This window comes from Bacillus vallismortis (assembly GCF_004116955.1).
Taxonomy (GTDB): domain Bacteria; phylum Bacillota; class Bacilli; order Bacillales; family Bacillaceae; genus Bacillus; species Bacillus vallismortis.
In genome coordinates this window covers 1,558,865-1,583,530 of sequence record NZ_CP026362.1, presented here as the reverse complement: position 1 = coordinate 1,583,530, position 24,666 = coordinate 1,558,865, and the positions used below count along the sequence as shown (strand labels likewise).

The following is a 24,666-nucleotide window of genomic DNA, read 5'->3' as shown; positions in this document are numbered from 1 at the left end:
GCGCAGTATACGACAAATCAAAACAAATAATGAGGAGTTGCTAACAGTAAAGTCTGAATAAAATTCAATTTTTATATAGAAACGAGGAATAAACATGAAGCTCAAAAAAGCAGACTGGGTTATAGTCCGAGAAGCGGAAGAACAAGGCTTAATGGTCGGTATGACGGGTCTGATTGAGAGAAAGCGAACCAATTTAAACAATGAATTAAGTGATTATTTTAGAAAGCGACTTCCCGACTATACTGGCAGCTTTGATGAAATTGAAGGGGAGGAAATCCTATATTCAATTAACGAATACATAACAGAAAACAATATTGATATGTACCCTTTAGACTTTCCAATTACAGATGGAACAGATGTTCATATGATTCCTATAACCGAAAATATTCAATTAAAAGTAATTGTGGCAGATGAATATCATGGCGGTGGTGACTATTCAAAATATGTTATAGCAGATTTCTTCTTGATCAATGATAAAGCAACTACGAAAGACGTTGATACACTCCTTCAATTTGTAAAGAAACATCTTTTACAAGGAGGTGAATAAGTGGGACGACATCAAGCCAAGTTTGAAGGCCAGATAATCAATAAAACATATGGATTGGATGTACTCGGTCGTTTTTCTGAAAAGGAAAAAATAGAATTCAACTGTTTCTTCGAAGGGGTTATTGATTTAGTGCCAATTGAAATTGGAGGCAAAGTATATATCCCTGGTTTAAATGAATATGTTGTCGTAATTGACCGGCAGCGGAACACAAATAATGAATGGACGTATCAGACTGATAAGATCATTAAAATAATTGAAGACAAAAAAAGCTTAGAAAAAGCCATTCAAGAGCAAACGAAACTTGAAGAAGAATGGCAGCAGCATGTCAGACAAGAGAATCAGCGTGTCGAAGAACAAAATGATGTGAGTAAAACATCGTGCTGGAAGAGATTTTGGTACTTCTTAATTAAAGGATGACGAGGGGGATTTTTCATGAATAAAATTAAGCTTAATTATAAGGTTGGAACTGCATTAAGGGAGTTAATCAAAACGATTGGGAAGGCTGAGCTTTATAAATTTGAAAATTTATTATGTCATTACAAGCACAGCAATAAGTATGAGGGAGAAACTCAAAAACAAATTTCAATATTAGTTGATTTTGTAAGAAACTCAGAGAAAAATCGAATTACATACTATAATGCTTTATCTAATGATTTTACGGTATTGGAAGAAGAGAAGGACTACAGAGGGGAACCAACTTATGATTTTTATAAAAATGAAGGGGCAGCTATTTTTATTAAAGGAAAAATGGTTTATGGAATTCATCCCGACAACCTTCATAACAATTTAAAGGCTTTGGAGAATGGAGATTTAAAAATAAAGTGGTGGCAAAACTGGCTTAGAGTAAACAGTAATTGAAAATGGGATTATCGAAACTAAGCGTGATGCTACAAAAAAATTAAACTTCATTGGCAGAACAAAGGGAAATCTAAATAAAAGTTTTATTTTAACTCAATTCTTAAAAGGAGAGTTAGATATGAGCTTAAAAGGGGTATGCAGCTTTCCTTTAATAAATAGAATTACAAAGTAATAGAGTACCACATTCTTTCTTGAAACTTTAGTGTGAAAATTAATAAAAAAATTAAATATAAGTTGGAGGGGATTTAATGGGGAAAGAAGTATTAGGGAGTCTCGAATTAAACAGAGCCTATCAGATGGATTGCTTAGAGGGAATGAGTTTAATTCCAGACGGCAGTATAGACATGATTTTGTGTGACTTACCTTATGGTACAACAGCAAATAAGTGGGATATAGCTATTCCTTTTGAGCCTTTATGGGAGCAGTATGAAAGAGTTATTAAAGAGAACGGTGTGATTGCACTGTTTGGTAGTGAGCCTTTTAGTACAAAGTTAAGGAGTAGTAACTTCAGTTTGTACCGTTACGACTGGTATTGGGAAAAAAGCAAAGCAGGACTATACCAGCACGCCAAGAACAGGCCAATGAAGGCTATAGAGACAATTAGTATTTTTAGTAAAGCTAAATGGGGACATAAGTCACAAGTGAAAAATCGAATGCCTTATTTTCCGCAAGGTGTAGTAAGTTCGGGAGAGAAAGTCGTTACAAAAAACTATAACGCAGGAGGGACTGTAGGAGAAAGACCTAATCAGATCGGAAGGAAATACGAATCATTTACAGGGTTTCCTAATGATGTACTTAAATACAAGAACGTTACTGGTAAACAAGCTATTCACTCAACGCAAAAGCCTGTTGATTTATGTGAATTTTTAATTAAGTCATACACTATTGAAGAAGAGGTTGTCTTAGATAATTGCTTAGGTAGTGGTACAACAGCAGTTGCTTGTGAGTTAAATAATCGTAAATGGATTGGCTTTGAAACTGAATCCAAATACATAGAGATAATCAATAAGCGTTTAGAACAAATTCAATTAGAAGATGATTTAGCGGATTACGAGAAGTGTTTCCACACTAATATTCCCTTATTAGGGTAGCAAAAAGACATAAAACATTTTTAAGTAGGTGAGTCTAACTTCTTAGATGAACCAAAGGAAAGCAAAATAAAAACCTCGATAAAGAGAAAGGAAGCGATTTTGATGGATACATACGAAGTATTTGGTTGCCGGTTTAGACATTATAAAGGTGGTCTATATAAGGTTATTGGAGAGGTAACTCATACTGAGACAGAAGAAAAGCTTGTTACATATGAAGACTTGGATGGCATTCTGTGGGCAAGACCTAAAGAGATGTTTTTTGGAACAGTTGTTATTGATGGAAAAGAGATTAAGAGATTCACAAAAATAAATTAAAAGGAGAATTGGTTATGGGGATTAAAGCAGCAGTTTTTAAAATAAAAGCAACTTGTTACGCTCATGAAGGGTTTAATGACGAAAGTGAATCTGTTCAAGGGGCTGCGTTAGAACAGCTAGGAAAGGACATCGTAGATAATTTGCTCGAAAACGGTGTTGATGATGTGAAAATTAAAGGCGATTACGTTGAGGAATTGGAAGTTGAGAAGCCCGTTATGAAGTATTTCGAAGTGAGTGACCCCTATTATGCGTTAATTAAAGCTTATACAAAAGAAAAGGCAATGGAACTGTATACAGATACGGTTACAGATGATGATGGAGAGTTAAGTGATGAAATGACAGAAGTTGGGCAAGTTTATGCGGCAATACAACATGGAAGGGCACCAGGAGAAGATAAAGAGCTCATGCCGTTTAAACAGGTTCTTGAGGAGATTTCTAATGACGAAGAGATGGTATTGCTTATTGATGGCAGTTTACTTTAAAGAATAAAAATAAATAAAAAAGGATGATGAAGCCTGGAATACATTAAGCATGGGAAATCTGTAAAAGGATACATAGACTATAATTTGCTTTTTGATTCAATTGATGGAGAAAACAGTTATGTTGAACAAAAAACATTCAAGACTTCTAAAGAACTGTATGATTACATGCAACCAAGTTTTCTAGAAGAACTTAAAGAGGAGCAAGGCGCGGATGATATTGAGGTATTTGGCATTTCGTTTATAGCCGAAGAAAAGGGGATTGAATCAGTAATTACTATGTATGATACAAGCTCACAATTTAGGATTTCAACAGAATTAAACGTAAGTGGTTTAGACAGTGAGTATAAGCAAACATTACAAAGTATTAAAGACATTGTTGATAAAAAACTCTAATTGCTTCAACAGAATAGCTCTTGGTGAAAATCAGAAACAATTGGAGGACGAATAGATGCCGGAAAGTAACATAGGCCATCAGTTCCTAGATGGGTTAGTGATATTCTCTGGAAACAGAAAAACCAAGATCCTTTTGCTACACATGGAGAAACGAAAAGGTGGGACGAGTGGAAACGCAGATATTCAAGAAAATTAAAGTGCGCAAGATTAAACGGATGGACAATCGAAGAGGAGTGACGATTTTTAAGGGGAACGAGCAGATACCGTTTGAATCTAGATAAAATCACAGCTTTAATCAAAATAAAAACAAATAATAAGGAGATGTAAAATGGGGGCAGCTAGACAGTTATACGTAAAGCGTAATGATCTGGTGACTATGGAAGAAGCAAAAGAAAATAAGAAGATACATATGCAAAATGGTGAGTCATTTACAGTATTTAAGGGAGAACTTATTGCAACTGACTTAGAAGGACATCAAATGGTTGTCCCGCAAAGCCAAAAGGATAAATATATCCCTGTTGAATTAGAGGAATTATCTCCATATGAGGCTCAAATGGCCAAAGGTTATGCTGAGATGGGAGCTATTAATAGTGAAATAGCTGAAGCATATTTCCATGTTGAAAATGAAGCTGAATCTGCAACTACAAGATTAATTACAGGGGCATATAACGATTAGTGATCATTACATATGAAAGTAAAACTGGCAATGTAAGAAGGTTTGTAAAAGCGCTGCAACACAAATTAGATATTGAGTCCATTGAAATAACTGATGATACGATCATCAATCAAGAGTTCATACATATTACATATACGATAGGCTTTGGGGAAGTACCTGAAAGGACTTTGAATTTTATCAATAAGAATAAAAATAAAATAAGGGGAGTTGCTGTTAGTGGTAACAAGGTTTGGGGTGATAACTATGGTTTAGCTGGAGACAAGCTCTCAGCTAAGTTCCACACACCATTGTTATTAAAGTTTGAACTTAGTGGAACGAAACAAGACTTACAGAAGATCATTCAGGAGGTACAACTTATTGACAAACACAATACCAAAGTGGATCAAGCTCAATAATGAGATCATGATTCAGAAAGATGGTAAGTATCAATTCGAAAAGGATAAGGAAGCCGTACATAGTTACTTTGTTGATTATATCAATCAAAACACAGTTTTCTTTCACGATTTAAAAGAGAAGCTGGATTATTTGATTAAAAATGATTATTACGAAGAAGAATTCTTAAGCAAATATACATTCGAACAGATTAAATCAATCTATAAGATTGCTTACAATTACAAATTCAGATTCCCTTCTTTTATGAGTGCCTTTAAGTTCTACAATGACTACGCATTGAAGACAAACGATAAAACAAAGATCCTGGAAAGGTATGAGGATCGTGTCTCAATTGTGGCTTTATATTGCGCTGATGGCGATTACGAGAAAGCTGTTGAGGAAGTACATACTATGATGAAACAAGAGTATCAGCCTGCAACACCTACATTCCTTAATGCTGGACGTAAGCGAAGAGGTGAAATGGTGAGCTGCTTCTTACTTGAAGTAGGCGACAGTTTGAATGATATTTCACGTGCTATTGATATCTCCATGCAGCTTTCTAAGCTAGGTGGAGGAGTAGCATTAAATCTAAACAAACTTAGAGCCAAAGGTGAAGCGATTAAAGACGTAGAGAATGCGACTAAAGGTGTCGTAGGTGTTATGAAACTTCTAGATAATGCCTTCAGATATGCCGACCAAATGGGTTGATTTGGCCCCTTTCATCAGCAATGGTGATCGAAAACCTCTTTAATTCATGGGAACTCCTACAGGGACAATCATGAGCGAAGCAAGACTAAGTCTTGAACGTGCAACGACTAGCCGAAAGGCGTAGGCTGCAAGCTATTGGCAGTCGAAACAGGAGGCGCCCTTAGAGGGTGAAGATATAGTCTAACCTTCATGGTAACATGAAGCAGCCATATGGCGGGGCGTGCTTAGCGAACACGTTTGAATGGTCTGCAAAGACAAGGATCAGGAGCAGTTTATCTAAGTGTATTCCATCCAGACATTACAGACTTCCTGGATACCAAAAAAATAAGTGCTGATGAAGATGTCCGAGTTAAAACACTTTCTATTGGTGTAGTTGTTCCTGATAAATTTATTGAACTTGCAAGGGAAGACAAAGATTATTACATGTTCTATCCGCATTCAGTATACAAGGAATATGGACAGTATCTTGATGAGATGAGCATCAATGAAATGTATGATGAGCTTGTCGAAAACCCTAGGGTTAGAAAAGCTAAAGGGAATACTCGGAAGCTGTTAGAGCAATTGGCCATTCTACGAAGTGAATCAGGATATCCATATATTATGTTTGCTGATAACGTAAATAAAGTGCATCCAAATGAACATATTTCAAAAGTGAAATTTTCGAATTTGTGTTCTGAAGTACTCCAATCGTCACAAGTATCAGTTTATACGGATTACGATAAAGAGGATGAAATTGGCTTAGATATCTCCTGCAATCTTGGCTCAATGAATATTGTAAATGTAATGAGTAATCAATCAATTGCTTCAACAGTCAGAATAGCAATTGACTCACTGACAACTGTCACAAGGAAAACAAACATTGTAAATGCTCCAGCAGTTGCGAGAGCAAATACACTAATGAGATCAATTGGTCTAGGGCAGATGAACCTCCATGGATTTCTAGCTCAAAATAATATTGCTTATGAAAGTGAAGAAGCTAAGGATTTTGCAAATACGTACTTTATGATGGTTAACTTCTACTCCCTGCAGCGTTCTATGGAAATTACACGAGAAACAGGGGAGACATACTACAAGTTTGATGGTTCGACTTACAAATCAGGTGAGTATTTCGAAAAGTACGTAACAAATGATTATAGCCCTCAGTATGAAAAGGTTAAAAAGCTATTTGGAGATCAACATATTCCTAATACTGAAGATTGGAAGAAGCTTAAAGAAGATGTGATGAAATATGGCTTATACCATTCCTATAGACAAGCAATAGCACCTACAGGAAGTATTTCATATGTCCAATCATCTACAGCTGGTGTAATGCCTATTATGGAGAGAATTGAAGAACGTACATACGGAAACAGTAAGACATATTATCCGATGCCTGGTTTATCGCCTCAGAACTGGTTCTTTTATAAAGAAGCTTATGACATGGACATGTTCAAGGTAGTTGATCTTATTGCTACGATTCAGCAGCATGTTGACCAGGGAATTTCATTTACCTTGTTCTTAAAAGACACAATGACGACAAGAGACCTAAATAGAATAGATCTCTACGCTCATCATAAAGGAATTAAAACGCTGTATTATGCAAGAACAAAGGATACGACTCAAGAAGGGTGTCTTAGTTGCGTTGTTTAAAGAATGAGTCTCGCTCTTCATCTGAAGGAGCTACTTTATAGGTGAATGTTCCATTATCATCGTTTATCTCAAATTCTGGCCAAGGTAACTTAGCGTATTCGTTTGCAATAGTGTTAGGATCTCCTTCTTTTATATATTCAAGGCCAACGCGAGAACCGTTTCTAGGTCTTGGCTTAACAAGATACGACTTGGCAGACTCAAAGCAATGAATCATAAAAATAATAGATTTTTTCTCTTGGATGTTCATAGAGTCAATTTTAATTGGATATATAACAGTGTTACCGCAAGGAGTTTCAGAAGGTAGAGCTCCAGAAATAAACAATACAAAAACCTCTTTTCATTTTATTTATGATAATTATAGCAAATAACAGGGGAGGAAAATCTTATTAATAAAAAAATTCAGTATACAGCAGCAAACTGGTCAAAGCATGAAGGCGATTTTACCCAAATGTTCTATAACCAAAACGTGAAACAGTTCTGGCTTCCGGAAGAGATTGCTTTAAACGGCGATCTCCTCACATGGAAGTACCTCGGAAAAAATGAGCAGGACACTTATATGAAAGTCTTAGCTGGGTTGACGTTATTGGATACAGAACAAGGTAACACTGGCATGCCGATCATTGCTGAACATGTATATGGGCATCAAAGAAAGGCAGTTTTAAATTTCATGGCCATGATGGAAAATGCTGTTCATGCAAAGTCTTACAGCAACATCTTTCTTACATTAGCTCCAACCGAGCAGATAAATGAAGTCTTTGAATGGGTGAAAAACAATAGGTTTCTTCAAAAGAAGGCTAGAACAATTGTTTCAGTCTATAAATCAATCAAGAAAAACGATGAAATTTCTTTATTCAAAGCAATGGTTGCATCTGTGTTCCTGGAGAGTTTTCTTTTCTACTCAGGGTTTTATTACCCACTTTATTTTTATGGACAAGGAAAGCTTATGCAAAGTGGGGAGATCATCAACCTGATTATTTAATAGTCCCTTTTGTCGGCAACGGCAAATGTGAACCTCTCTAATTGCTGGAAAATCCTTTTTAGGACAATCAGCAGCGAAGCTATGCGAACCCAAAGGAGGTGAAAGTGATAAGAAAGGAAGTCGAAGAAGCACCATGGTGGATAACCGAAACGGGAATTATCATATCAAAAAAATTAAAGAAACCAAGAAAGACATTTATTACTCCACATGGCTATGAAATGATAGGATACACGCATCCGAAAAAAGGAACACAGAACTTTTTAGTACATAGGTTAGTCGCAAAATATTTTATTCATGAAATACCAAAAGGAATGTTTGTAAACCACATAGATGGAAATAAACTAAACAACCACGTTCGGAACTTAGAAATAGTTACACCTAAAGAAAATACTCTACATGCAATGAAAATTGGATTAATGTCAGGACAACCTGGAGAAAGTAATTCAATGTCAAAGCTCACAAATATGGAGGCAACAAATTTAATCTACGATTTGATTGCTGGAATGAACAATGTTGAAGCTGGTGAAAAATACAGCCTTCATCCTCGTTACGTTAGTCTAATACGACATAAAAGAAGATGGAAGACTTTATGGGATCGCATAGAACGTTCAACGACTATCGCATAGGCGGCGAAATTCCGCAAAACGAGTAGGGCGCAAGCTATTGGCGTGGGTGAGAACCCCTTAAATCGAAACGGGAGGCATCCTACAGGGATGATGATATAGTCTGCTCCTTACGGTAACGTAAGGCGGTTGCGACAGGGCAACGAACCGATAGTAGCGAACTCGGTTGAACTAAGGGTATTAGAGACGAAGCGATACATGGAACATACATCGGATTGCTAGCTCAAGAGATTTATAAGAAGGAAACACAAGAGAAGCAAAAAGAACTGTATGCATGGGCTCTAAGCTTACTACAGGAGCTTTACGAAAATGAATTGGAGTATACAGAAGATGTCTATGATCAAGTTGGCTTAGCTCCTGATGTGAAGAAATTTATCAGATACAATGCTAATAAAGCTTTAAACAATCTAGGTTTTGATAACTGGTTTGAAGAAGAGAATGTTAATCCAATTGTTATCAATGGTTTGAGCACTAAGACAAAGTCCCATGACTTCTTTTCAACTAAAGGGAATGGATACAAAAAAGCAACGGTTGAACCATTAAAGGATTCAGATTTCATTTTTACCGAGAAAGGATGTATTCAATGAGATTAATTAAATTAGAGCAGCCGAATTGCAATCCATGTAAAATGGTATCCAATTACTTAGAACAAGCAGATATTCAATTTAAGACAGTGGACGTTACACAGGAACCAGAAGTAGCATCTAGATTTGGTGTTATGGGAGTACCGGTAACCATTTTGCTGAATGATCAAGGAGAAGAAGTAAAACGAAGTGTTGGTTTTTAAGCCTAATGAACTTGATGAGTTATCAAAGGAATTACGATAAAAGGGTAATTTTAATCAAATTTAAATTAAAAGGAGCTAATAAATGTATTTCATTGAAACTCAAGAAGGATTAATTGGTAAAGAAGTTGCTTATGTTTGGGCAAATCAGTTTTGTGAGCAAACAACAATTATTACTAAGGATGGAGGCGTGTTTATGGCTTGTCAACAAGCTGGTTGGGATGATGACTATGAGACAAGGATTTTATACGCATATGAAGCAAAGAAGATCTTACACCCTCTGAAAAGAGAATTACATGAAAAAGGTGTGATCGATGAAACAGAGTGGGAAGAGTATGAGAATGAGTTGAAAAAGAAGCAAGAGGCAAAAAGGGAAAAGTATCTCAAAGAGAAAGAAGAAAGTGATCGTAAACTATATGAAGAGTTGAGGGCAAGATTCGAACAATAATTAGTTGTTTGTTAAACTGAAAAAGAAAATGCATAGGTACACTAATTACAAAGGAGTTAATACATAATGCAAATTAAAATCAAATATTTAGATGAAACACAAACAAGAATCAGCAAAATTGAGCAAGGTGATTGGATTGATCTTCGTGTAGCTGAAGATGTAACAATCAAAAAGGACGAGTTTAAACTTATTCCTTTAGGAGTTGCAATGGAGCTTCCTGATGGTTACGAAGCACATGTCGTTCCTCGTTCAAGTACTTACAAGAACTTTGGCGTTATCCAAACAAATTCAATGGGTGTTATCGATGAGTCATATAAGGGAGACAACGATTTCTGGTTCTTTCCTGCTTATGCATTGCATGATACAGAAATTAAGAAGGGGGATCGGATCTGTCAATTTAGAATCATGAAGAAAATGTCGGCAGTTGAATTGGTAGAGGTTGAGCATTTAGGGAATGAGGATAGAGGCGGACACGGTTCAACGGGAACGAAGTAAGTAAGCATAAAAACCTTGGCTGTAATCATGCTGCGTGATCACAATGGAGGTTTCAGCCAAGGTACATGTTAGATTATGCAAAAGAATAAAATGTTATGATCAGATTACATTCCCAATATTTAAGTAAAAATTGCATCCCGCAATAATAAAATAAAGAGCCCCATGATATCTTTGTTTTTTCTTAAAAGAATCGATACCAAAGTAAATAAAAAGTGCAACAAAAATTAATTGAACACATGAAAAAAACATAGGGTTGTAATTGAAGAATGAATAAATTAGCAAAATTAATAGGATGAGACAACAACAGACCTTAATGATTTTAAGCAAAATAACACTCCTTATATGAACAGTTATATTAAATTTAACACATATTGCGAAGTGCTTTTTAAATAAAAGAATACTTTTATCTTTTTATGGAGGAAAGAGATAATTAACAGCAAAGAAAGAGCTTTACAAGCAAAATATGACGACATGCTTTATAGGAATGGTCTTTGCTTTGGATTTCTTCAGTTGGAAGGACTTGAAGATGAATTTATTGAACATATGAGACAAGTTGCTGAGTACGAGAAAGACCCGAGATACAAGAAGGCAGCAGCTAACTTCATGAAGATGCATGACCAAAATAAACTGGGTGGGTGATTAATTGTTTAAGGATAAAAATAAAATAATAAAGAGTATTGAAAAGATCAATAAACTTGAAGAAGGGTTGGCACTATTTGAAGAAGGTGACGAAGAGTATTTAAGTGTATTAGTGAAAATTCAGGGGCTATATGATGAAATTGCAGATACTGCTTTAGAGTGTTTTAAAGAGATGACAACAAAAATCAGGAAAACTGGTCAGAAACGAATTGGAAAAGGGATCGATCAGTTGCCATATACAATTAAAGAAAACCTTGCTGATCAAGTGAATGAATTAAAAGGGAGCTTTTTGGATGAAAGCAAATATTAATGGTGTTGAATTTGAGGGTACGCCCGAAGAAATAAACGAATTAATTAATTTACATGGATATAAGAATATGCTGCAAGATGATTTATTAATGAAGAACTTTGACCAGCATAGCCGAGTGAATAGATCAAGACCGACTAATTTATTTAAAGTAGGGGATTATGATTTCCATGACTCGCCTAAATGCTTAATTATCACTTGATTAGAGTAGTAATAAATCAAAAGACAAATATAAAATAAGGAGATGTTTATTATACCGTATCTAACTTTATTTCTAGCAGCTTTTCTAATTGCATTAAACATTAATGAGGTCAGATTGATTGTTCGAGGAGAAAGTGATACATATAGAAAAGTAAAGATTGTGCTCGATAATTCAACTATTGAAAATGTGAAACGAAATAAGAATTTGATTTACCTGTTTACTTTGCTCAAGGGAATATCTTTCATTGTCCCTCTGGCTTATATTGGATTAGTTATGCACGATAACATCCTAATGCTTGCGTGGACAGCAGTTTCCCTTATTTATGTTGTCCTTAGAATGTTCAAAGTTTTAGATGCATTAGAAGGTGAAAGAATCAAGCAAAACACATATTTTTACTTGTTATTTGTTTGTGGGAATTTTCTTTTTGTTGTATTTTATTTGGCAGATATATTCGTATAAAATATTTAATTAATGCTTTGCTTTTTCAAATACTATTTCCAAAAGGACTGAGAATCATGACTCAATTCGATAAACAATACAACTCAATTATAAAGGATATCATGAATAATGGAATCTCAGACGAAGAATTTGATGTGAGAACCAAGTGGGGTTCAGATGGAACACCTGCTTACACACTAAGCATCATCAGCAAGCAAATGAGATTCGACAACTCAGAAGTTCCTATTTTAACAACAAAAAAAGTTGCCTGGAAAACAGCGATTAAAGAGCTGCTCTGGATTTGGCAGCTGAAATCGAACGATGTTACAGAATTAAACAAAATGGGCGTACATATCTGGGATCAATGGAAACAAGAAGACGGCACCATCGGACAAGCCTATGGTTTCCAGCTGGGCAAGAAAAACAGAAATCTAAATGGAGATAAGGTAGATCAGGTTGATTATCTTCTACATCAATTGAAAAGCAATCCATCTTCACGCAGACATATTACAATGCTGTGGAATCCTGATGAATTAGATTCAATGGCTTTAACACCTTGTGTATACGAGACACAATGGTATGTGAAGCAAGGTAAACTCCACCTTGAGGTAAGAGCACGGAGCAATGATATGGCGTTGGGAAATCCATTCAATGTATTTCAGTATAATGTGTTGCAGCGCATGATTGCTCAGGTGACTGGTTATGAGCTTGGTGAATATATCTTTAACATTGGTGATTGCCATGTGTACACACGTCATATCGACAATTTGAAAGTTCAAATGGAAAGAGAGCAGTTTGAAGCCCCTGAAGTATGTATCAATCCTAACGTTAAAGATTTTTATGACTTTACCATTGATGATTTCAAGTTAATCAACTATAAACATGGGGACAGGCTTTCATTTGAGGTAGCAGTTTAATGCTATCTCTGATTGCTTGCTGTGATAAAACTCTGGCCATTGGATATCAAAACAAATTACTGTATCATTTGCCTGCTGACATGAAACACTTCAAAGAAAAAACTGAAGGGAAAATATGTATTCAAGGAAGGTCAACATACGAATCAATTATTAGCATGACCGGTAAGCCTCTACAGAATAGAAAGAATATTATACTCACCAGAGATCAGAATTTTAAGTCGGATTATTCGTCCTTTGTTTATCATTCAATTGAGGAGATTTTAAAACTCATTCAAGGGCAAGTTAACCCTGATGAGGAAGTAGTGGTGATAGGGGGAAGTATGATTTACAAAGCATTCTTGCCCTACGCTGATAAAGTGTATTTGACAATTGTTGACTCAGTCTCAAAAGAAGCAGATTCATATTTCCCAATGTTAGATGATCATTGGAAAGTGGCTAATAAACAACATAATGAAGCCGATGAAAAGAACAAATACAATTATTCCTTCCTAACTTTTGAAAATAAATGTAGACAAAAGTAAAAAATATGTATAATATAATTATAGATAGAAAGTGGAATATAAGTTATTGATACAACGCACAAAAACAAAAAATATACATCTTGATAAAACTAATATTTTATTCAAACTTTAAGGAGGTGATTCATTGGAAGTAGGAGACAAAATACATAACACCAACGAAGATATAACAGCCTTAGAGAAAAAGAAATACCAAATTGAAACAACTTTACTTGAAAAACAAAGGGATCTGTTAAAACTCGAAACTCAGCAAAATAAAGAGAAGCTTGAATTGTTATTCGAGCTAAGTGAAGTCTTAACCCAATTGGAAGGTGAAGAATGGGTAAGCTGCACGATTGCTTTACGAATTATTAGAAGAAATAAAAGAAAGTACTTAGACCTTTTTGAGCTGGTTAACGAAAAAGCATACATAAATAAGAATAAATTTAAAGTTCTTCATGATGAGTTCTTTAATCTGAAAAAAGAATTGAATGAGATTTGAATAGGGACGCTAATAATTAGCGTCCACCAAGAGTAGGTATGACTTTCCAGAAGAGTGTTAGTACAGCAAGGAATGCAAATACTGTAGCAGCATTTTTTATGATACGAGTCATAGATCAAACCTCCTTTTTGTAATTTAGGTATATTATACCGCATATATACGAATATGTGTTCGTTTCGAGAGAATTTTTTGGTTGAGGTGTGTGTATGAACGAGGAAGTTAAGACATTACGTTGTACTGTAGCGGATTTGATTGGCGAGAATGAGCGGCTGAAAACGGAGTTAGCGAAGGCAAACGAATTATTATCGAAATCACAGGACGTTTTCTGCGAATGGGATATGGAGTATTTCCCGATATACGAAGAGATTGGTTTATACCTAAACGAGGAGGAGGACGAATAAATGAAACCAGAAAATTTACGGATTATTAAGGGACATGGGTGGTACAAAAATTTTGTTGGTCATGTTTATGAAATAGTAGAAGAGGACTTTATACAACAAGCATATTTGGTTAAAACTTGGTACACAACTGAAGACGACATAAGAATGAAATTGTGTGTAGTTTTTAAGGAAGACTGTGAAATTGAAATAAGTGAAAAAGTTGTCCAGTAAAGAGATTATTAAATAAAATCTGTATTTTAAAGAGAATGCAATTTATCGAGTGGCTAATCAAAGGAGGCAATAAAATGGTGCAGACATTACACAGTGCTAGTCGAGGAGCTTAATAATAGTAGTAGCATAAAAGGAGGTGAATACAATCCCATTAGTTCTTTACGGATTTGGAAGAGGGGCGTAAAAAGAGAGGGGATTATTCCCCTCATAAATTAATGAAATTGACCACCCATGTTTTGTTGAGCTAAACGGACTAAACGTTTAGTGATTTCTCCACCAACTGAGCCGTTTGCGCGAGAAGTAGTCTCAGCGCCTAATTGAACACCAAACTCAGAAGCTATTTCAAGTTTCATTTGTTCAATAGCTGAAGCTGCTTGAGGAATTAATAACTCATTATTATTGTTTGATCTGCTTTGTTGAGCCATCTTATTCATCTCCTAAAGTGTAATGAAAACAAGCTTGTTTGAATCATATTATGGAGACTTTTGTGGCTTTTATACAAACTTTTTTAAAAGGTTGCTTTAAAATTCTAATTTTTAAATGAACGATACTCAATATTAAGGAACTTTTACACCATTTATTTCTTTATTTCAGTCATTAACATGCAACAAAGATCGATGGGTAAAAAAACGGCTTTTTCTTTGTTGCACTAAATGACCTCATAAGTAAAACATTAATTATATAAATTTAAACTATTTAGCCTGCGGTTCATTATTTCATCATCAGTCATGCTTTCATAAGACTTGATGTTAATGCTAATCGAAATTATATTCCTGATTTTATGGATAAAATCATTAAATATAGTTTCGATTAATTCATCAGGGTATTGAGAATTTTCATCTAATTTTTGCTCTATATAATCATAAAAATTAACTCCCTTGTTATCATAATGGAGCATATTCCTTAAAGTTAACATTTCACCTTCAAGTTTATCTTGATACTGATTAATTAAACTTTCAAGCCTATTTAAATTGAAGGTTTCCCAATGTTTTTTGAGACCTTCTCGGTTTCGAATATCTAAAATGTTTCGCATTGTCTCATGTAATTTAATGGATGATAAACGTAGTAATATGTATTTATCAAGGTTGAAATTTTGAGAATTATAGTCCAAGTGTTTTTCCATCCATACACAAGTTGTTAACTCATTTTGAATAAAAAGAAGACGAATTAAAAATACATTATAAGTTATGTCTTCTTTAAAGAATCTTTTATGCCAGATATCCTTGGTACTGTAAACTTCTTCATCCCACATTTTCATTGGATTGGAAGTTAGTTTAATGGGCTGATTTATAGCATCGATAAAATCATGTATTAATGAACCTAAAAAGAAAGAAAAATTTCTAGCAATTTCTTTATTAAATGGAGAATTAGACAGTACAGTATCATCAAAAACAAAAGTAGGAAATAATGTAGAGCTTGCAAGTATTTCATTATCTAAGTAAAAGCCTAGATTATCAATATCATCACCAAAAACACTTTTATGTTGGTTTAATATTCTATTGAATATTTTCGAATTGTTTCGACTCTGGGTTGACTTTACTTTATGACGGATTTCTTTAATCACATCCATATTAGGTAAATCAGATTTAATCACCCCATCTTCTTTAAGTACTTTGTTGGTTTCATAAAGAATTAAACATGTATCACGAAAAAGTGAAAATACTGGTGCTGAGTTAAAATTAGAGGAAGCTTTCCCTTCAAGTATTAACTTTTTACAACCTTGTAAATCGTGATTTAAAGTTGTTAAATAGTTTGTCATACTACACCCTCCCAAATGAATTCGTGAAAAATTGTAAAGCAATTTATTTAGGTACTTTATATTACAACAATATGTTAAAGGAAATAAATTTTTTAGCAAGAAGCAAATTTGATTAAAAAGGTTAGCAAATAAAAAGGAGGTGATCTATCTAATTGTAGGAGCATGGATTTGTTAATGATATTAGTTTATTTGCCTTATAAGATTTGAATTGAATGTTCCGGCCATCCATCATAGGGGATATGGACTTTAATATTGGTTATTCTTATGTATGTAAAGGCTTAAAAACTGAATAAAATCGGTCTTTTATTTAGAGTAAAAATAAAATTAGTGGATAAGTTAAGTCGTTTATAAATTAATAAGTCCAACTAATAAGCCAAAGAGACTTAATACTATTGAAATGCAAAGAAAAGCCCATATCAAAGCTGTTAAGGGATTGTTAAGTCCAATCCTTTCTTTCCATCCTATTTTAGTGTATTCAGCAGTTTTATTCTTTGCTAATTGAATGTATAAAACAACATTAAGACAAAGTGAAATAACGAGCGCCGGAATTAAATAAAGGTTCATTTTGACCGCCTTTCCAACATTCAAGACTATTACACGATCAATATTAACATAACCATATTTTACCTTCAATATAGATTAGGAGAGTGATTGATTGGGAGCAAACAATCAAGGGAAAGTTTTTGAAGCGAATATTGAAAAATCTGCAGCGGATCAGAAGTTGTTCTTCTACCGGATTAAAGACGTTAACCCAATGTTCTTGAAAAGAGGAGCTGCAGTATCAAAAAACAAATATGATTGCTTTCTGTTCTTTAAGGGGTACTTGTTTCCCTTAGAACTTAAATCAACAAAAGACAAGTCTATAGCCTTTCGAGAGGAAATTATAAAAGCACAACAGATAAAACATTTAAAAGAGGCAATGCAATATCCAAACATAATCCCTGGCTTTCTGTTTCAATTCAGAGAGCCGGAAAACAAAGTTTTTTTTGTACATATTAATGATTTCCTTACATATAAGAACATAGCTGAAAAACAGTTGAAACATACATATAAGAATAAAGTAAACAAAGCCAGCATTCCATTAGCAATTTGTGAAGAAATTGGTACTGAAGTGCGCTGGATGAAAAAGAAAGTGAATTATACATATTATCTAAACAAACTTTGCGATGAGTTGATAAAGAAATCCAAGTTATTGGACAACCCACTTAATTCATACATTGATGACAAGTCATCTATGGGAGTGGTGCATCAATGAGCAAAAGAAGAGAATGCGTAGAAAACTATAAGGTAACCACAGTCATTAATAAGAATGTAGAAAACTGGGTTAATGAGGTGATTTCATCTAAGGAATTTTATGATTTTGCAGCTACATTAATGTACAAGTATAAAAAAGCATAAGGTGAAACAAGTATACCTATTTTTCCCATGGTATACTTGTGCTTATATACAGACATAAAAGATAAAGCAATATGGAGGTTGTGATCTATTGCTTATATTAAAGGGAGATCAAAAGCTAAGCACGGACAATATAATGCATTTAATTGGCAAAATTAACGCATTGATTTATGCCAGAGTATCAACAACAGATCAAGCTAATAAGGGTTTCTCAATTGAGTCACAAATAGAAAGGTGTAAAGAAAGAGCAATCTCTAAATTTGGATACAAGGAAAGTGAAATAATTGCGTTGGTTGAACCGGGGGGCATGGGGGATGATCCAAACCGGCCAGCTCTTAATCACGCTTTATATTTATTAGAAAAAGGACTAGGGAAAAAATTCATTGTACTACACCCAGATCGTCTAACTAGAGATAACACTTTACAGGGAGTGGTATCAAGAAGAATATGGGGTATGGGTGTTGATATCGAGTTTATTGAATTTGAAGTTAATCCTCATGATCCTGAATCAATGCTGATGTACAACATACAAGGTTCAATTGCACAGTACAATAAAGCAAAAATTCATGCTAACTCAAAACGTGGAAGATTAGCTAAAGCAAAGAAAGGAGAGTTTCCCTCATTTAAAAGGTTATACGGATATAAATTTAACACAGTTACAGATCTTCCTGAGTACAACGAAGAAGAAAAACAAATTTTGCTCGAAATGAAGGATATGCTTTTAAATAAAAAAATGTCCTCTAATGAAATAGCTAAAGAGCTTTCAAGAAGAGGGGTTCCTGCTCCTAACGGAAAGACTTGGTATCAGGCCACTGTAAGTAGAATGTTGCAGAATGAAGATTACACTGGTGACTTTTATTATGGAAAATCCAAAGTTGTTCAAGTTAACAGTAAGAAAAAACAGGTTCCGACAAACAGGGACGAATGGATATTGATAAAAATTCCCCCGATGTGGGATAAAGCTACACGAGAACAAATCATTGAGCGATTGAAAAGTAACTTTAAAGGACGTAGTCGAACTACAAAAGACTACTTGCTGAAAAATAAAGCCAAATGTGGTCGTTGTGGAGGAGCATGTGGATCTGGGATAACCTCTAAAACTAAATCTGGTGTTTATAAGTATTATTCTTGTAGAGCAAAGACTGCAAAAGGATATCAGAATGGTAAGAAAGTTGTTTCTTGTGAAGGCAAGAACTGGAGAGTTGATATTGTAGATGAAGTTTTTTGGAATTGGTTTATAAAACTTATGAAGAACCCAGAAAAATTTTTAGACTCATTTTTAGAGGAAGCGTCCGATCAAAAGAAAATCGATGAGCTCAAAGCAAAAGCCAGTCGATTAGAAAACCAACTTAGTGAGATAGATGAGGAAATTGCAAATTATGTGATTCTTTTTGGGAAAGGAAAAATTAAAGAAAGTATGTTCGATCAACTTTCCCAGCCATTGGAGCAAAATAAAGAACATATTGAGAATGAGATTAAAATAATTAACTCACAATTAGCTGCAAATAAACAAACTGAAGATAAAAAACAAAAAATGATTGAGTATATGGGTTCGTTCTCTAAAATGATTAAAAATGAAATTACAATGGAAGAGAAACGACAATTCCTTGATTTCTTCATTGAAAAAGTAACACTGTTTGATGATGATCACATGGAAGTTGTATGGAAAAGCTCTTCGCTCATTAATGAAAACAGCCATGTGGATTTTCTTAATGGCGAGCAGGGAGGGGAGTTTAGGAACTCGCATAAAAGATTAAACTATGTTCAAGCATATGGAAGATAAACAGCATGAATTTATTTTGATCCTTGCCGGATATTCTCGGGAAATGGATCATTTTCTTTCATTAAATCCCGGTCTCCAATCAAGATTTCCCATCTCCATTGACTTTCCGGATTATTCTGTCACCCAGCTCATGGAGATTGCGAAACGAATGATCGCTGAAAGAGAATACCAGCTGAGTCAAGAAGCGGAATGGAAATTGAAAGATTACTTAATGACAGTCAAAAGCACAACAAGTCCCATTAAATTCAGCAATGGCCGTTTTGTCAGAAATGTGATCGAAAAATCGATCAGAGCGCAAGCCATGAGGCTTTTAATGGGTGATCAATACTTAAAAAGCGACTTGATGACCATTAAAAGCCAAGATCTTTCCATCCAAGAAGAAGCATCTGGCTCTGTATAGGCCTCTCAGCTTTTCGAGAGGTCTGTTTTTTTGTTGTATTTCTAACTTTTCAAAGCGATCGATTTGTGGTATACACATGCAGGGTTTGGTATGATAATACTACTGCCCAATATGCAAAAGAAAGGAACATCCATTTGAACGAACAGGAAACAAGACAGGAAAAAGCCATTTTAGTCGGATGTCAGCTGCCGCATATCACGGATGAGCATTTTGAAAATTCTATGGAAGAGCTTGCATCTTTGACAAAAACAGCAGACGGAACCGTATTAACCAGCGTCACGCAAAAACGGAACAGGGCTGACGCCGCTACATATATAGGAAAAGGGAAGGTAGAAGAGCTGAAGGCATTGGTGGAAGAGCTTGAAGCTGATCTCCTTATTTTTAATGATGAGCTGTCGCCAAGCCAATTAAAGTCATTGGCAACCGCGATTGAAGTGAAGATGATTGACCGCACGCAATTGATTTTAGATATTTTCGCAAAACGGGCGAGAACGAGAGAAGGCAAACTCCAGATTGAGCTAGCCCAGCTGCAATATGCACTGCCGCGTCTGACGGGGCAAGGGATCAATCTCTCCCGGCAAGGCGGTGGAATTGGGGCGAGAGGTCCCGGTGAAACAAAACTGGAAACCGACCGCCGCCATATCAGAAATCGCATTCATGAAATCAACACACAGCTCTCGACTGTCATTCGCCATAGAAGCCGGTACCGTGAGAGAAGAAAGAAAAATGGCGTGCTTCAAATCGCGCTTGTCGGTTATACAAACGCGGGGAAATCTACATGGTTCAACCGGCTGACAAGTTCGGACAGCTATGAAGAAGACCTTCTGTTTGCCACATTGGATCCGATGACCAGAAAAATGGTCCTGCCAAGCGGTTACAGCGTGCTTCTGTCAGATACAGTAGGGTTTATTCAGGATCTTCCGACGACACTGATTGCCGCATTTCGGTCAACGCTTGAGGAAGTCAAGGAAGCGGATTTGATCCTGCATTTAATTGATTCTTCAAATGAGGATTACGCAGGACACGAAAAAACGGTGCTTCGGTTGCTTGAGGAGCTTGAAGCCGATGATATTCCGATGCTGACAGCCTACAATAAATGTGATCAAAAACTGCCTGATTTTATACCGTCCGCTGGAAGGGATCACATTATGGTCAGTGCGAAGCGTGGGGAAGACGCTGATACATTTAAAGAAGCGATTCAGCGCTATTTGCGCCAAGAGCTGTTAACGTCTTTTGAAGCGCATGTGCCGGCAAGTGAAGGTAAGCTTCTTTCTAGAATCAAATCGGAAACGATGGTTGATCGCTTCTACTTTGATGAAGAAAATGAACGATACGACATATCAGGCTATCTACAAGAGGAGCAAAGCATCATCGGTGAATTAAAGAAGTATATGTAGGAAGGACATACAAAACATGTTTGACACATTAACACACGGAGAATTATTGAAAAAAACGGCAATGGAAGTGGAAGCGGACATTTCCGGTGTTCATAAACAAATAGAAGAAATCAGTGAACGTAATGAGTGGAGAGTGCTTGAAAGCTATAGAAAACACAAAGTAAGCGACACTCATTTTACGCCGTCTACAGGATACGGCTATGATGATATCGGGAGGGACACGCTTGAAAGCATTTATGCGGATGTGTTTGGCGGAGAAGCGGGTCTTGTAAGGCCGCAAATTATCTCAGGCACACATGCCATCTCGATTGCTTTGTTCGGTGTTCTCAGACCGGGGGACGAGCTTCTTTATATCACAGGCAAGCCCTATGATACGCTAGAAGAAATTGTGGGCGTCAGAGGAGAAGAAAACGCTGGATCGTTAAAGGATTTTCACATCGGCTACAACGCGGTTAATCTGACGGAAGATGGAAAAATAGACTATGATGAGGTCGCCGCTGCGATCAATCCGAAGACAAAAGTAATTGGCATACAGCGCTCAAAAGGATATGCAAATCGCCCTTCTTTCTTAATCAGCGAAATAGAAGAAATGATCCGTTTTGTAAAAGAAATCAATGAAAACCTAATCGTATTTGTCGACAACTGTTACGGAGAATTTGTGGAGGAACTGGAACCTTGCCATGTAGGAGCCGATCTGATGGCGGGATCTCTCATTAAAAATCCCGGCGGCGGGCTTGCGAAAACAGGAGGCTATCTCGTCGGAAAAGCGAAATGGGTTGAAGCCTGCTCGTACCGTATGACATCACCGGGCATCGGCAGGGAAGCAGGGGCATCTCTTTATTCGCTCCAAGAAATGTATCAAGGCTTCTTTTTGGCCCCTCACGTTGTGTCGCAAAGCTTAAAGGGAGCTGTGTTTACAGCGAGATTCCTTGAAAAGCTGGGCTTTACTTCAAACCCGAAATGGGATGCGAAAAGAACGGATTTGATTCAATCAGTTGAGTTTTCTGATAGAGAAAAAATGATTGCCTTTTGCCAGGCGATTCAATATGCATCACCGATCAATGCACACGTGACACCTTATCCGGCCTACATGCCGGGATACGAAGATGATGTCATTATGGCAGCAGGCACATTTATTCAAGGAGCAAGCATCGAATTATCAGCAGATGGCCCTATCCGCCCGCCGTATGTAGCGTATGTTCAGGGAGGATTAACCTATTCGCATGTGAAAAATGCCACCTGCAGTGCAGTGGATTCACTCATGGAAAAGCAATTAATTTAAATTTTTTAAAAATTTCACTGAATTTGATGTTAAGATTTCTTACATCGTATTGACACAAAATATAACATCACCTATAATGAAACTAAGTTAAGAAAAGGAGGAAATTGAGATGAGTGATAATATTCGCCGCTCAATGCCTTTATTTCCAATAGGAATTGTCATGCAGTTAACGGAGTTATCAGCAAGACAAATTCGATATTATGAGGAAAATGGACTGATATTCCCAGCGAGAAGCGAAGGGAATAGACGATTATTTTCGTTCCATGATGTAGATAAACTGTTAGAAATCAAGCACCTGATAGAACAAGGTGTAAACATGGCAGGGATTAAACAAATTCTGGCAAAGGCAGAAGCCGAGCCGGAGCAAAAACAAAACGAAAAGACGAAAAAACCAATGAAACATGATCTGTCCGATGACGAACTAAGACAGCTCCTGAAAAACGAGCTCATGCAAGCCGGCCGTTTTCAAAGAGGGAACACATTCCGCCAAGGCGACATGTCCCGCTTCTTTCATTAATCCGTTAGCAACTGTTTTGCTATATACATTTACCTTTTAAGAGGAGGAGTTTTACGAAATGGCAAAGTACACTAGAGAAGATATCGTAAAATTAGTAAAAGATGAAAACGTGAAGTATATCCGTCTTCAGTTTACTGACATTCTTGGAACAATCAAGAACGTTGAGATTCCTGTAAGCCAGCTTGAAAAAGCGCTTGATAATAAAGTCATGTTTGACGGTTCTTCTATTGAAGGATTCGTTCGCATCGAAGAGTCAGACATGTACCTGTATCCAGATCTGAATACATTTGTTATCTTCCCATGGACGGCTGAAAAAGGTAAAGTAGCACGTTTCATCTGTGATATCTACAATCCAGATGGCACACCTTTCGAAGGTGACCCGCGAAACAACTTAAAACGGATTTTGAAAGAAATGGAAGACCTTGGCTTCAGTGATTTTAACCTCGGGCCTGAGCCAGAATTTTTCTTATTTAAATTAGATGAAAAAGGCGAACCGACGCTTGAATTAAACGACAAAGGCGGATATTTCGACTTGGCTCCAACCGACTTGGGAGAAAACTGCCGCCGCGATATCGTTCTTGAGCTTGAAGAGATGGGCTTTGAAATCGAAGCGTCTCACCACGAAGTAGCGCCTGGCCAGCACGAAATCGATTTTAAATATGCTGGTGCAGTCCGTTCATGTGATGATATCCAAACATTTAAGCTAGTTGTTAAAACAATTGCCCGCAAACACGGCCTGCATGCGACATTTATGCCAAAACCGTTGTTCGGTGTGAACGGTTCCGGTATGCACTGCAACCTATCACTCTTCAAAGATGGCGTTAACTCATTCTATGACGAAAACGCTGATCTTCAGTTAAGTGAAACAGCGAAACACTTCATTGCAGGTATCGTGAAGCACGCAACAAGCTTTACAGCAGTCACAAACCCGACAGTAAACTCTTACAAACGTCTTGTTCCTGGTTATGAAGCACCTTGCTACGTAGCATGGAGCGCGCAAAACAGAAGCCCGCTTATCCGTATCCCGGCTTCCCGCGGCATCAGCACACGTGTTGAAGTACGCAGCGTAGACCCAGCTGCTAACCCGTACCTTGCACTCAGCGTATTGCTTGCTGCAGGCTTAGACGGAATCAAAAACAAACTGGAAGCGCCAGCTCCAATCGACCGCAACATCTACGTGATGAACAAAGAAGAGCGCATGGAAAACGGAATCGTTGACCTTCCAGCAACACTTGCGGAAGCGCTAGAAGAATTCAAATCAAACGAAGTCATGGTCAAAGCGCTGGGCGAGCACCTATTCGAACACTTCATCGAATCAAAAGAAATCGAATGGGATATGTTTAGAACTCAAGTTCACCCTTGGGAGCGCGAACAGTACATGTCTCAGTATTAATCTTTCAATCCCTTGGCACTATTGATGTCAGGGGATTTTTTTATTTGGTCAATAGAATGGGAGAAAAACATTTCTGGTCGTTGGCCAATAAATGACGAAAAATATTTGAAGTTATAAATTTACTCCATGAGTGACGAGACTAATTCTCGTAATCCTTCATTCGGTTTTGGGTTAGTTTTTACTTACACGGGAATTAACACATTGGAGGTTAATGACCTAGTCGCACT

Annotated in this window: 31 protein-coding genes and 6 pseudogenes; 34 read left to right on the top strand and 3 right to left on the bottom strand. The window is 36.5% G+C overall.

What is annotated here, in order from left to right; genetic code table 11:
- The first annotated feature begins 94 nt into the window (after window positions 1-94).
- The 11 genes and pseudogenes from BV11031_RS08555 to BV11031_RS08505 form a co-directional block, all read left to right on the top strand.
- Window positions 95-547, top strand: a complete 453-nt coding sequence (locus tag BV11031_RS08555) for a hypothetical protein (protein ID WP_010331051.1) — start codon at window positions 95-97, stop codon at window positions 545-547.
- Window positions 548-601: 54 nt separating this feature from the next.
- Window positions 602-964 (top strand): hypothetical protein, encoded by a 363-nt coding sequence (locus BV11031_RS08550; RefSeq protein WP_206702152.1) that lies wholly within the window; start codon window positions 602-604, stop codon window positions 962-964.
- A gap of 15 nt (window positions 965-979) precedes the next feature.
- A complete protein-coding gene (locus BV11031_RS08545) occupies window positions 980-1,405 on the top strand; it encodes a hypothetical protein (RefSeq protein ID WP_129550729.1) in 426 nt (141 codons plus the stop codon).
- Window positions 1,406-1,653: 248 nt separating this feature from the next.
- On the top strand, window positions 1,654-2,496 hold the full coding sequence (locus BV11031_RS08540; RefSeq protein ID WP_010331054.1) for a DNA-methyltransferase: 843 nt from the start codon (window positions 1,654-1,656) through the stop codon (window positions 2,494-2,496).
- Window positions 2,497-2,598: 102 nt separating this feature from the next.
- Window positions 2,599-2,811, top strand: a complete 213-nt coding sequence (locus BV11031_RS08535) for a DUF1653 domain-containing protein (protein ID WP_010331055.1) — start codon at window positions 2,599-2,601, stop codon at window positions 2,809-2,811.
- Between the two features lie 14 nt (window positions 2,812-2,825).
- On the top strand, window positions 2,826-3,293 hold the full coding sequence (locus BV11031_RS08530; RefSeq protein WP_010331056.1) for a hypothetical protein: 468 nt from the start codon (window positions 2,826-2,828) through the stop codon (window positions 3,291-3,293).
- Window positions 3,294-3,377: 84 nt separating this feature from the next.
- Window positions 3,378-3,686 (top strand): hypothetical protein, encoded by a 309-nt coding sequence (locus BV11031_RS08525; protein WP_010331057.1) that lies wholly within the window; start codon window positions 3,378-3,380, stop codon window positions 3,684-3,686.
- Between the two features lie 328 nt (window positions 3,687-4,014).
- On the top strand, window positions 4,015-4,362 hold the full coding sequence (locus tag BV11031_RS08520; RefSeq protein ID WP_010331058.1) for a hypothetical protein: 348 nt from the start codon (window positions 4,015-4,017) through the stop codon (window positions 4,360-4,362).
- Window positions 4,362-4,757 carry a class Ib ribonucleoside-diphosphate reductase assembly flavoprotein NrdI gene (gene nrdI, locus BV11031_RS08515; RefSeq protein ID WP_010331059.1) on the top strand — a complete coding sequence of 132 codons (396 nt, stop codon included), beginning with the start codon at window positions 4,362-4,364 and terminating at the stop codon, window positions 4,755-4,757. The genes BV11031_RS08520 and nrdI overlap by 1 nt, the downstream gene beginning before the upstream one ends.
- Window positions 4,720-5,439, top strand: a pseudogene (locus tag BV11031_RS08510) (ribonucleotide reductase N-terminal alpha domain-containing protein); the annotation flags it as partial. The gene nrdI and the pseudogene BV11031_RS08510, both read left to right, overlap by 38 nt.
- Before the next feature lie 252 nt (window positions 5,440-5,691).
- A pseudogene (locus tag BV11031_RS08505) lies at window positions 5,692-7,071 on the top strand (ribonucleoside-diphosphate reductase subunit alpha); the annotation flags it as partial.
- Here the strand turns inward: BV11031_RS08505 and BV11031_RS08500 are convergent.
- Window positions 7,055-7,393 (bottom strand): hypothetical protein, encoded by a 339-nt coding sequence (locus BV11031_RS08500; protein ID WP_010331063.1) that lies wholly within the window; start codon window positions 7,391-7,393, stop codon window positions 7,055-7,057. The pseudogene BV11031_RS08505 and the gene BV11031_RS08500 overlap by 17 nt on opposite strands.
- 75 nt (window positions 7,394-7,468) lie before the next feature.
- Between BV11031_RS08500 and BV11031_RS08495 the strand changes: the two are divergent.
- The 15 genes and pseudogenes from BV11031_RS08495 to BV11031_RS08420 form a co-directional block, all read left to right on the top strand.
- A pseudogene (locus BV11031_RS08495) lies at window positions 7,469-8,047 on the top strand (ribonucleotide-diphosphate reductase subunit beta); the annotation flags it as partial.
- A 107-nt stretch (window positions 8,048-8,154) separates the two neighbouring features.
- Window positions 8,155-8,676, top strand: coding sequence for an HNH endonuclease signature motif containing protein (locus BV11031_RS08490; protein WP_010331065.1), 522 nt, complete (start codon window positions 8,155-8,157; stop codon window positions 8,674-8,676).
- 176 nt (window positions 8,677-8,852) lie between these two features.
- Window positions 8,853-9,260 (top strand): annotated as a pseudogene (locus tag BV11031_RS08485) (ribonucleotide-diphosphate reductase subunit beta); the annotation flags it as partial.
- Window positions 9,257-9,500: pseudogene (locus BV11031_RS08480) on the top strand (thioredoxin family protein). The pseudogenes BV11031_RS08485 and BV11031_RS08480, both read left to right, overlap by 4 nt.
- Window positions 9,501-9,542: 42 nt before the next feature.
- Window positions 9,543-9,905, top strand: a complete 363-nt coding sequence (locus BV11031_RS08475; RefSeq protein WP_010331068.1) for a hypothetical protein — start codon at window positions 9,543-9,545, stop codon at window positions 9,903-9,905.
- A 66-nt stretch (window positions 9,906-9,971) separates the two neighbouring features.
- Entirely contained in the window at window positions 9,972-10,400 is a 429-nt protein-coding gene (gene dutA / locus BV11031_RS08470) for a dUTP diphosphatase DutA (protein WP_010331069.1), read from the top strand.
- 471 nt (window positions 10,401-10,871) lie between these two features.
- A complete protein-coding gene (locus BV11031_RS08460; protein WP_010331070.1) occupies window positions 10,872-11,039 on the top strand; it encodes a hypothetical protein in 168 nt (55 codons plus the stop codon).
- Between the two features lie 4 nt (window positions 11,040-11,043).
- Complete coding sequence (locus tag BV11031_RS08455; protein WP_010331071.1) at window positions 11,044-11,349, top strand: hypothetical protein; 306 nt, start codon at window positions 11,044-11,046, stop codon at window positions 11,347-11,349.
- Complete coding sequence (locus BV11031_RS08450) at window positions 11,333-11,548, top strand: hypothetical protein (RefSeq protein WP_010331072.1); 216 nt, start codon at window positions 11,333-11,335, stop codon at window positions 11,546-11,548. The genes BV11031_RS08455 and BV11031_RS08450 overlap by 17 nt, the downstream gene beginning before the upstream one ends.
- Before the next feature lie 114 nt (window positions 11,549-11,662).
- On the top strand, window positions 11,663-12,007 hold the full coding sequence (locus BV11031_RS23255; protein ID WP_010331073.1) for a hypothetical protein: 345 nt from the start codon (window positions 11,663-11,665) through the stop codon (window positions 12,005-12,007).
- A 56-nt stretch (window positions 12,008-12,063) separates the two neighbouring features.
- The gene (locus BV11031_RS08440) at window positions 12,064-12,903 is read left to right on the top strand and encodes a thymidylate synthase (RefSeq protein WP_129550728.1); all 840 of its coding nucleotides are present in this window, start codon (window positions 12,064-12,066) and stop codon (window positions 12,901-12,903) included.
- On the top strand, window positions 12,903-13,424 hold the full coding sequence (locus BV11031_RS08435; protein ID WP_010328587.1) for a dihydrofolate reductase: 522 nt from the start codon (window positions 12,903-12,905) through the stop codon (window positions 13,422-13,424). Before BV11031_RS08440 ends, BV11031_RS08435 begins: the two co-directional genes overlap by 1 nt.
- A 124-nt stretch (window positions 13,425-13,548) precedes the next feature.
- Window positions 13,549-13,902, top strand: a complete 354-nt coding sequence (locus BV11031_RS08430) for a hypothetical protein (RefSeq protein ID WP_010328586.1) — start codon at window positions 13,549-13,551, stop codon at window positions 13,900-13,902.
- A 206-nt stretch (window positions 13,903-14,108) separates the two neighbouring features.
- Window positions 14,109-14,303, top strand: a complete 195-nt coding sequence (locus BV11031_RS08425; protein WP_010328585.1) for a hypothetical protein — start codon at window positions 14,109-14,111, stop codon at window positions 14,301-14,303.
- Entirely contained in the window at window positions 14,304-14,513 is a 210-nt protein-coding gene (locus BV11031_RS08420) for a hypothetical protein (RefSeq protein WP_010328584.1), read from the top strand.
- 212 nt (window positions 14,514-14,725) lie between these two features.
- Here BV11031_RS08420 and sspC read toward each other — a convergent pair whose 3' ends face one another.
- The gene (gene sspC, locus BV11031_RS08415) at window positions 14,726-14,938 is read right to left on the bottom strand and encodes an acid-soluble spore protein SspC (RefSeq protein ID WP_010328583.1); all 213 of its coding nucleotides are present in this window, start codon (window positions 14,936-14,938) and stop codon (window positions 14,726-14,728) included.
- A gap of 248 nt (window positions 14,939-15,186) precedes the next feature.
- Window positions 15,187-16,272, bottom strand: a complete 1,086-nt coding sequence (locus BV11031_RS08410) for a hypothetical protein (protein ID WP_010328582.1) — start codon at window positions 16,270-16,272, stop codon at window positions 15,187-15,189.
- A gap of 655 nt (window positions 16,273-16,927) precedes the next feature.
- Between BV11031_RS08410 and BV11031_RS08405 the strand changes: the two genes are divergently transcribed.
- The 8 genes and pseudogenes from BV11031_RS08405 (at window position 16,928) to glnA (ending at window position 24,439) form a co-directional block, all read left to right on the top strand.
- Window positions 16,928-17,527 (top strand): hypothetical protein, encoded by a 600-nt coding sequence (locus BV11031_RS08405; protein WP_010328580.1) that lies wholly within the window; start codon window positions 16,928-16,930, stop codon window positions 17,525-17,527.
- On the top strand, window positions 17,524-17,670 hold the full coding sequence (locus BV11031_RS22650) for a hypothetical protein (protein WP_164834083.1): 147 nt from the start codon (window positions 17,524-17,526) through the stop codon (window positions 17,668-17,670). The genes BV11031_RS08405 and BV11031_RS22650 overlap by 4 nt, the downstream gene beginning before the upstream one ends.
- A gap of 88 nt (window positions 17,671-17,758) precedes the next feature.
- Window positions 17,759-19,450, top strand: coding sequence for a recombinase family protein (locus BV11031_RS08400; protein ID WP_010328579.1), 1,692 nt, complete (start codon window positions 17,759-17,761; stop codon window positions 19,448-19,450).
- Window positions 19,425-19,850: pseudogene (locus BV11031_RS08395) on the top strand (stage V sporulation protein K); the annotation flags it as partial. The gene BV11031_RS08400 and the pseudogene BV11031_RS08395, both read left to right, overlap by 26 nt.
- A gap of 134 nt (window positions 19,851-19,984) precedes the next feature.
- Complete coding sequence (hflX, locus tag BV11031_RS08390) at window positions 19,985-21,247, top strand: GTPase HflX (RefSeq protein WP_129550727.1); 1,263 nt, start codon at window positions 19,985-19,987, stop codon at window positions 21,245-21,247.
- A gap of 16 nt (window positions 21,248-21,263) precedes the next feature.
- Window positions 21,264-22,529, top strand: a complete 1,266-nt coding sequence (locus BV11031_RS08385) for a methionine gamma-lyase family protein (RefSeq protein ID WP_129550726.1) — start codon at window positions 21,264-21,266, stop codon at window positions 22,527-22,529.
- Window positions 22,530-22,638: 109 nt separating this feature from the next.
- The gene (gene glnR / locus BV11031_RS08380; protein WP_003238341.1) at window positions 22,639-23,046 is read left to right on the top strand and encodes a transcriptional repressor GlnR; all 408 of its coding nucleotides are present in this window, start codon (window positions 22,639-22,641) and stop codon (window positions 23,044-23,046) included.
- A gap of 58 nt (window positions 23,047-23,104) precedes the next feature.
- Complete coding sequence (glnA, locus tag BV11031_RS08375) at window positions 23,105-24,439, top strand: type I glutamate--ammonia ligase (RefSeq protein WP_010328577.1); 1,335 nt, start codon at window positions 23,105-23,107, stop codon at window positions 24,437-24,439.
- Window positions 24,440-24,666 lie beyond the last annotated feature (227 nt).

Excerpts from the sequence above, each read along its gene's own strand:
- BV11031_RS08450 (WP_010331072.1), top strand. The coding sequence starts at position 11,333 with ATGAAAGCAAATATTAATGGTGTTGAATTTGAGGGTACGCCCGAAGAA.
- BV11031_RS08385 (WP_129550726.1), top strand. The coding sequence starts at position 21,264 with ATGTTTGACACATTAACACACGGAGAATTATTGAAAAAAACGGCAATG.
- BV11031_RS22650 (WP_164834083.1), top strand. The coding sequence starts at position 17,524 with ATGAGCAAAAGAAGAGAATGCGTAGAAAACTATAAGGTAACCACAGTC.
- sspC (WP_010328583.1), bottom strand. The coding sequence starts at position 14,938 with ATGGCTCAACAAAGCAGATCAAACAATAATAATGAGTTATTAATTCCT.
- BV11031_RS08535 (WP_010331055.1), top strand. The coding sequence starts at position 2,599 with ATGGATACATACGAAGTATTTGGTTGCCGGTTTAGACATTATAAAGGT.
- BV11031_RS08475 (WP_010331068.1), top strand. The coding sequence starts at position 9,543 with ATGTATTTCATTGAAACTCAAGAAGGATTAATTGGTAAAGAAGTTGCT.
- BV11031_RS08425 (WP_010328585.1), top strand. The coding sequence starts at position 14,109 with ATGAACGAGGAAGTTAAGACATTACGTTGTACTGTAGCGGATTTGATT.
- glnA (WP_010328577.1), top strand. The coding sequence starts at position 23,105 with ATGGCAAAGTACACTAGAGAAGATATCGTAAAATTAGTAAAAGATGAA.
- dutA (WP_010331069.1), top strand. The coding sequence starts at position 9,972 with ATGCAAATTAAAATCAAATATTTAGATGAAACACAAACAAGAATCAGC.
- BV11031_RS08545 (WP_129550729.1), top strand. The coding sequence starts at position 980 with ATGAATAAAATTAAGCTTAATTATAAGGTTGGAACTGCATTAAGGGAG.
- BV11031_RS08520 (WP_010331058.1), top strand. The coding sequence starts at position 4,015 with ATGGGGGCAGCTAGACAGTTATACGTAAAGCGTAATGATCTGGTGACT.
- BV11031_RS08530 (WP_010331056.1), top strand. The coding sequence starts at position 2,826 with ATGGGGATTAAAGCAGCAGTTTTTAAAATAAAAGCAACTTGTTACGCT.
- BV11031_RS08410 (WP_010328582.1), bottom strand. The coding sequence starts at position 16,272 with ATGACAAACTATTTAACAACTTTAAATCACGATTTACAAGGTTGTAAA.
- BV11031_RS08440 (WP_129550728.1), top strand. The coding sequence starts at position 12,064 with ATGACTCAATTCGATAAACAATACAACTCAATTATAAAGGATATCATG.
- BV11031_RS08460 (WP_010331070.1), top strand. The coding sequence starts at position 10,872 with ATGCTTTATAGGAATGGTCTTTGCTTTGGATTTCTTCAGTTGGAAGGA.
- BV11031_RS08555 (WP_010331051.1), top strand. The coding sequence starts at position 95 with ATGAAGCTCAAAAAAGCAGACTGGGTTATAGTCCGAGAAGCGGAAGAA.
- BV11031_RS08540 (WP_010331054.1), top strand. The coding sequence starts at position 1,654 with ATGGGGAAAGAAGTATTAGGGAGTCTCGAATTAAACAGAGCCTATCAG.
- BV11031_RS08420 (WP_010328584.1), top strand. The coding sequence starts at position 14,304 with ATGAAACCAGAAAATTTACGGATTATTAAGGGACATGGGTGGTACAAA.
- glnR (WP_003238341.1), top strand. The coding sequence starts at position 22,639 with ATGAGTGATAATATTCGCCGCTCAATGCCTTTATTTCCAATAGGAATT.
- BV11031_RS08435 (WP_010328587.1), top strand. The coding sequence starts at position 12,903 with ATGCTATCTCTGATTGCTTGCTGTGATAAAACTCTGGCCATTGGATAT.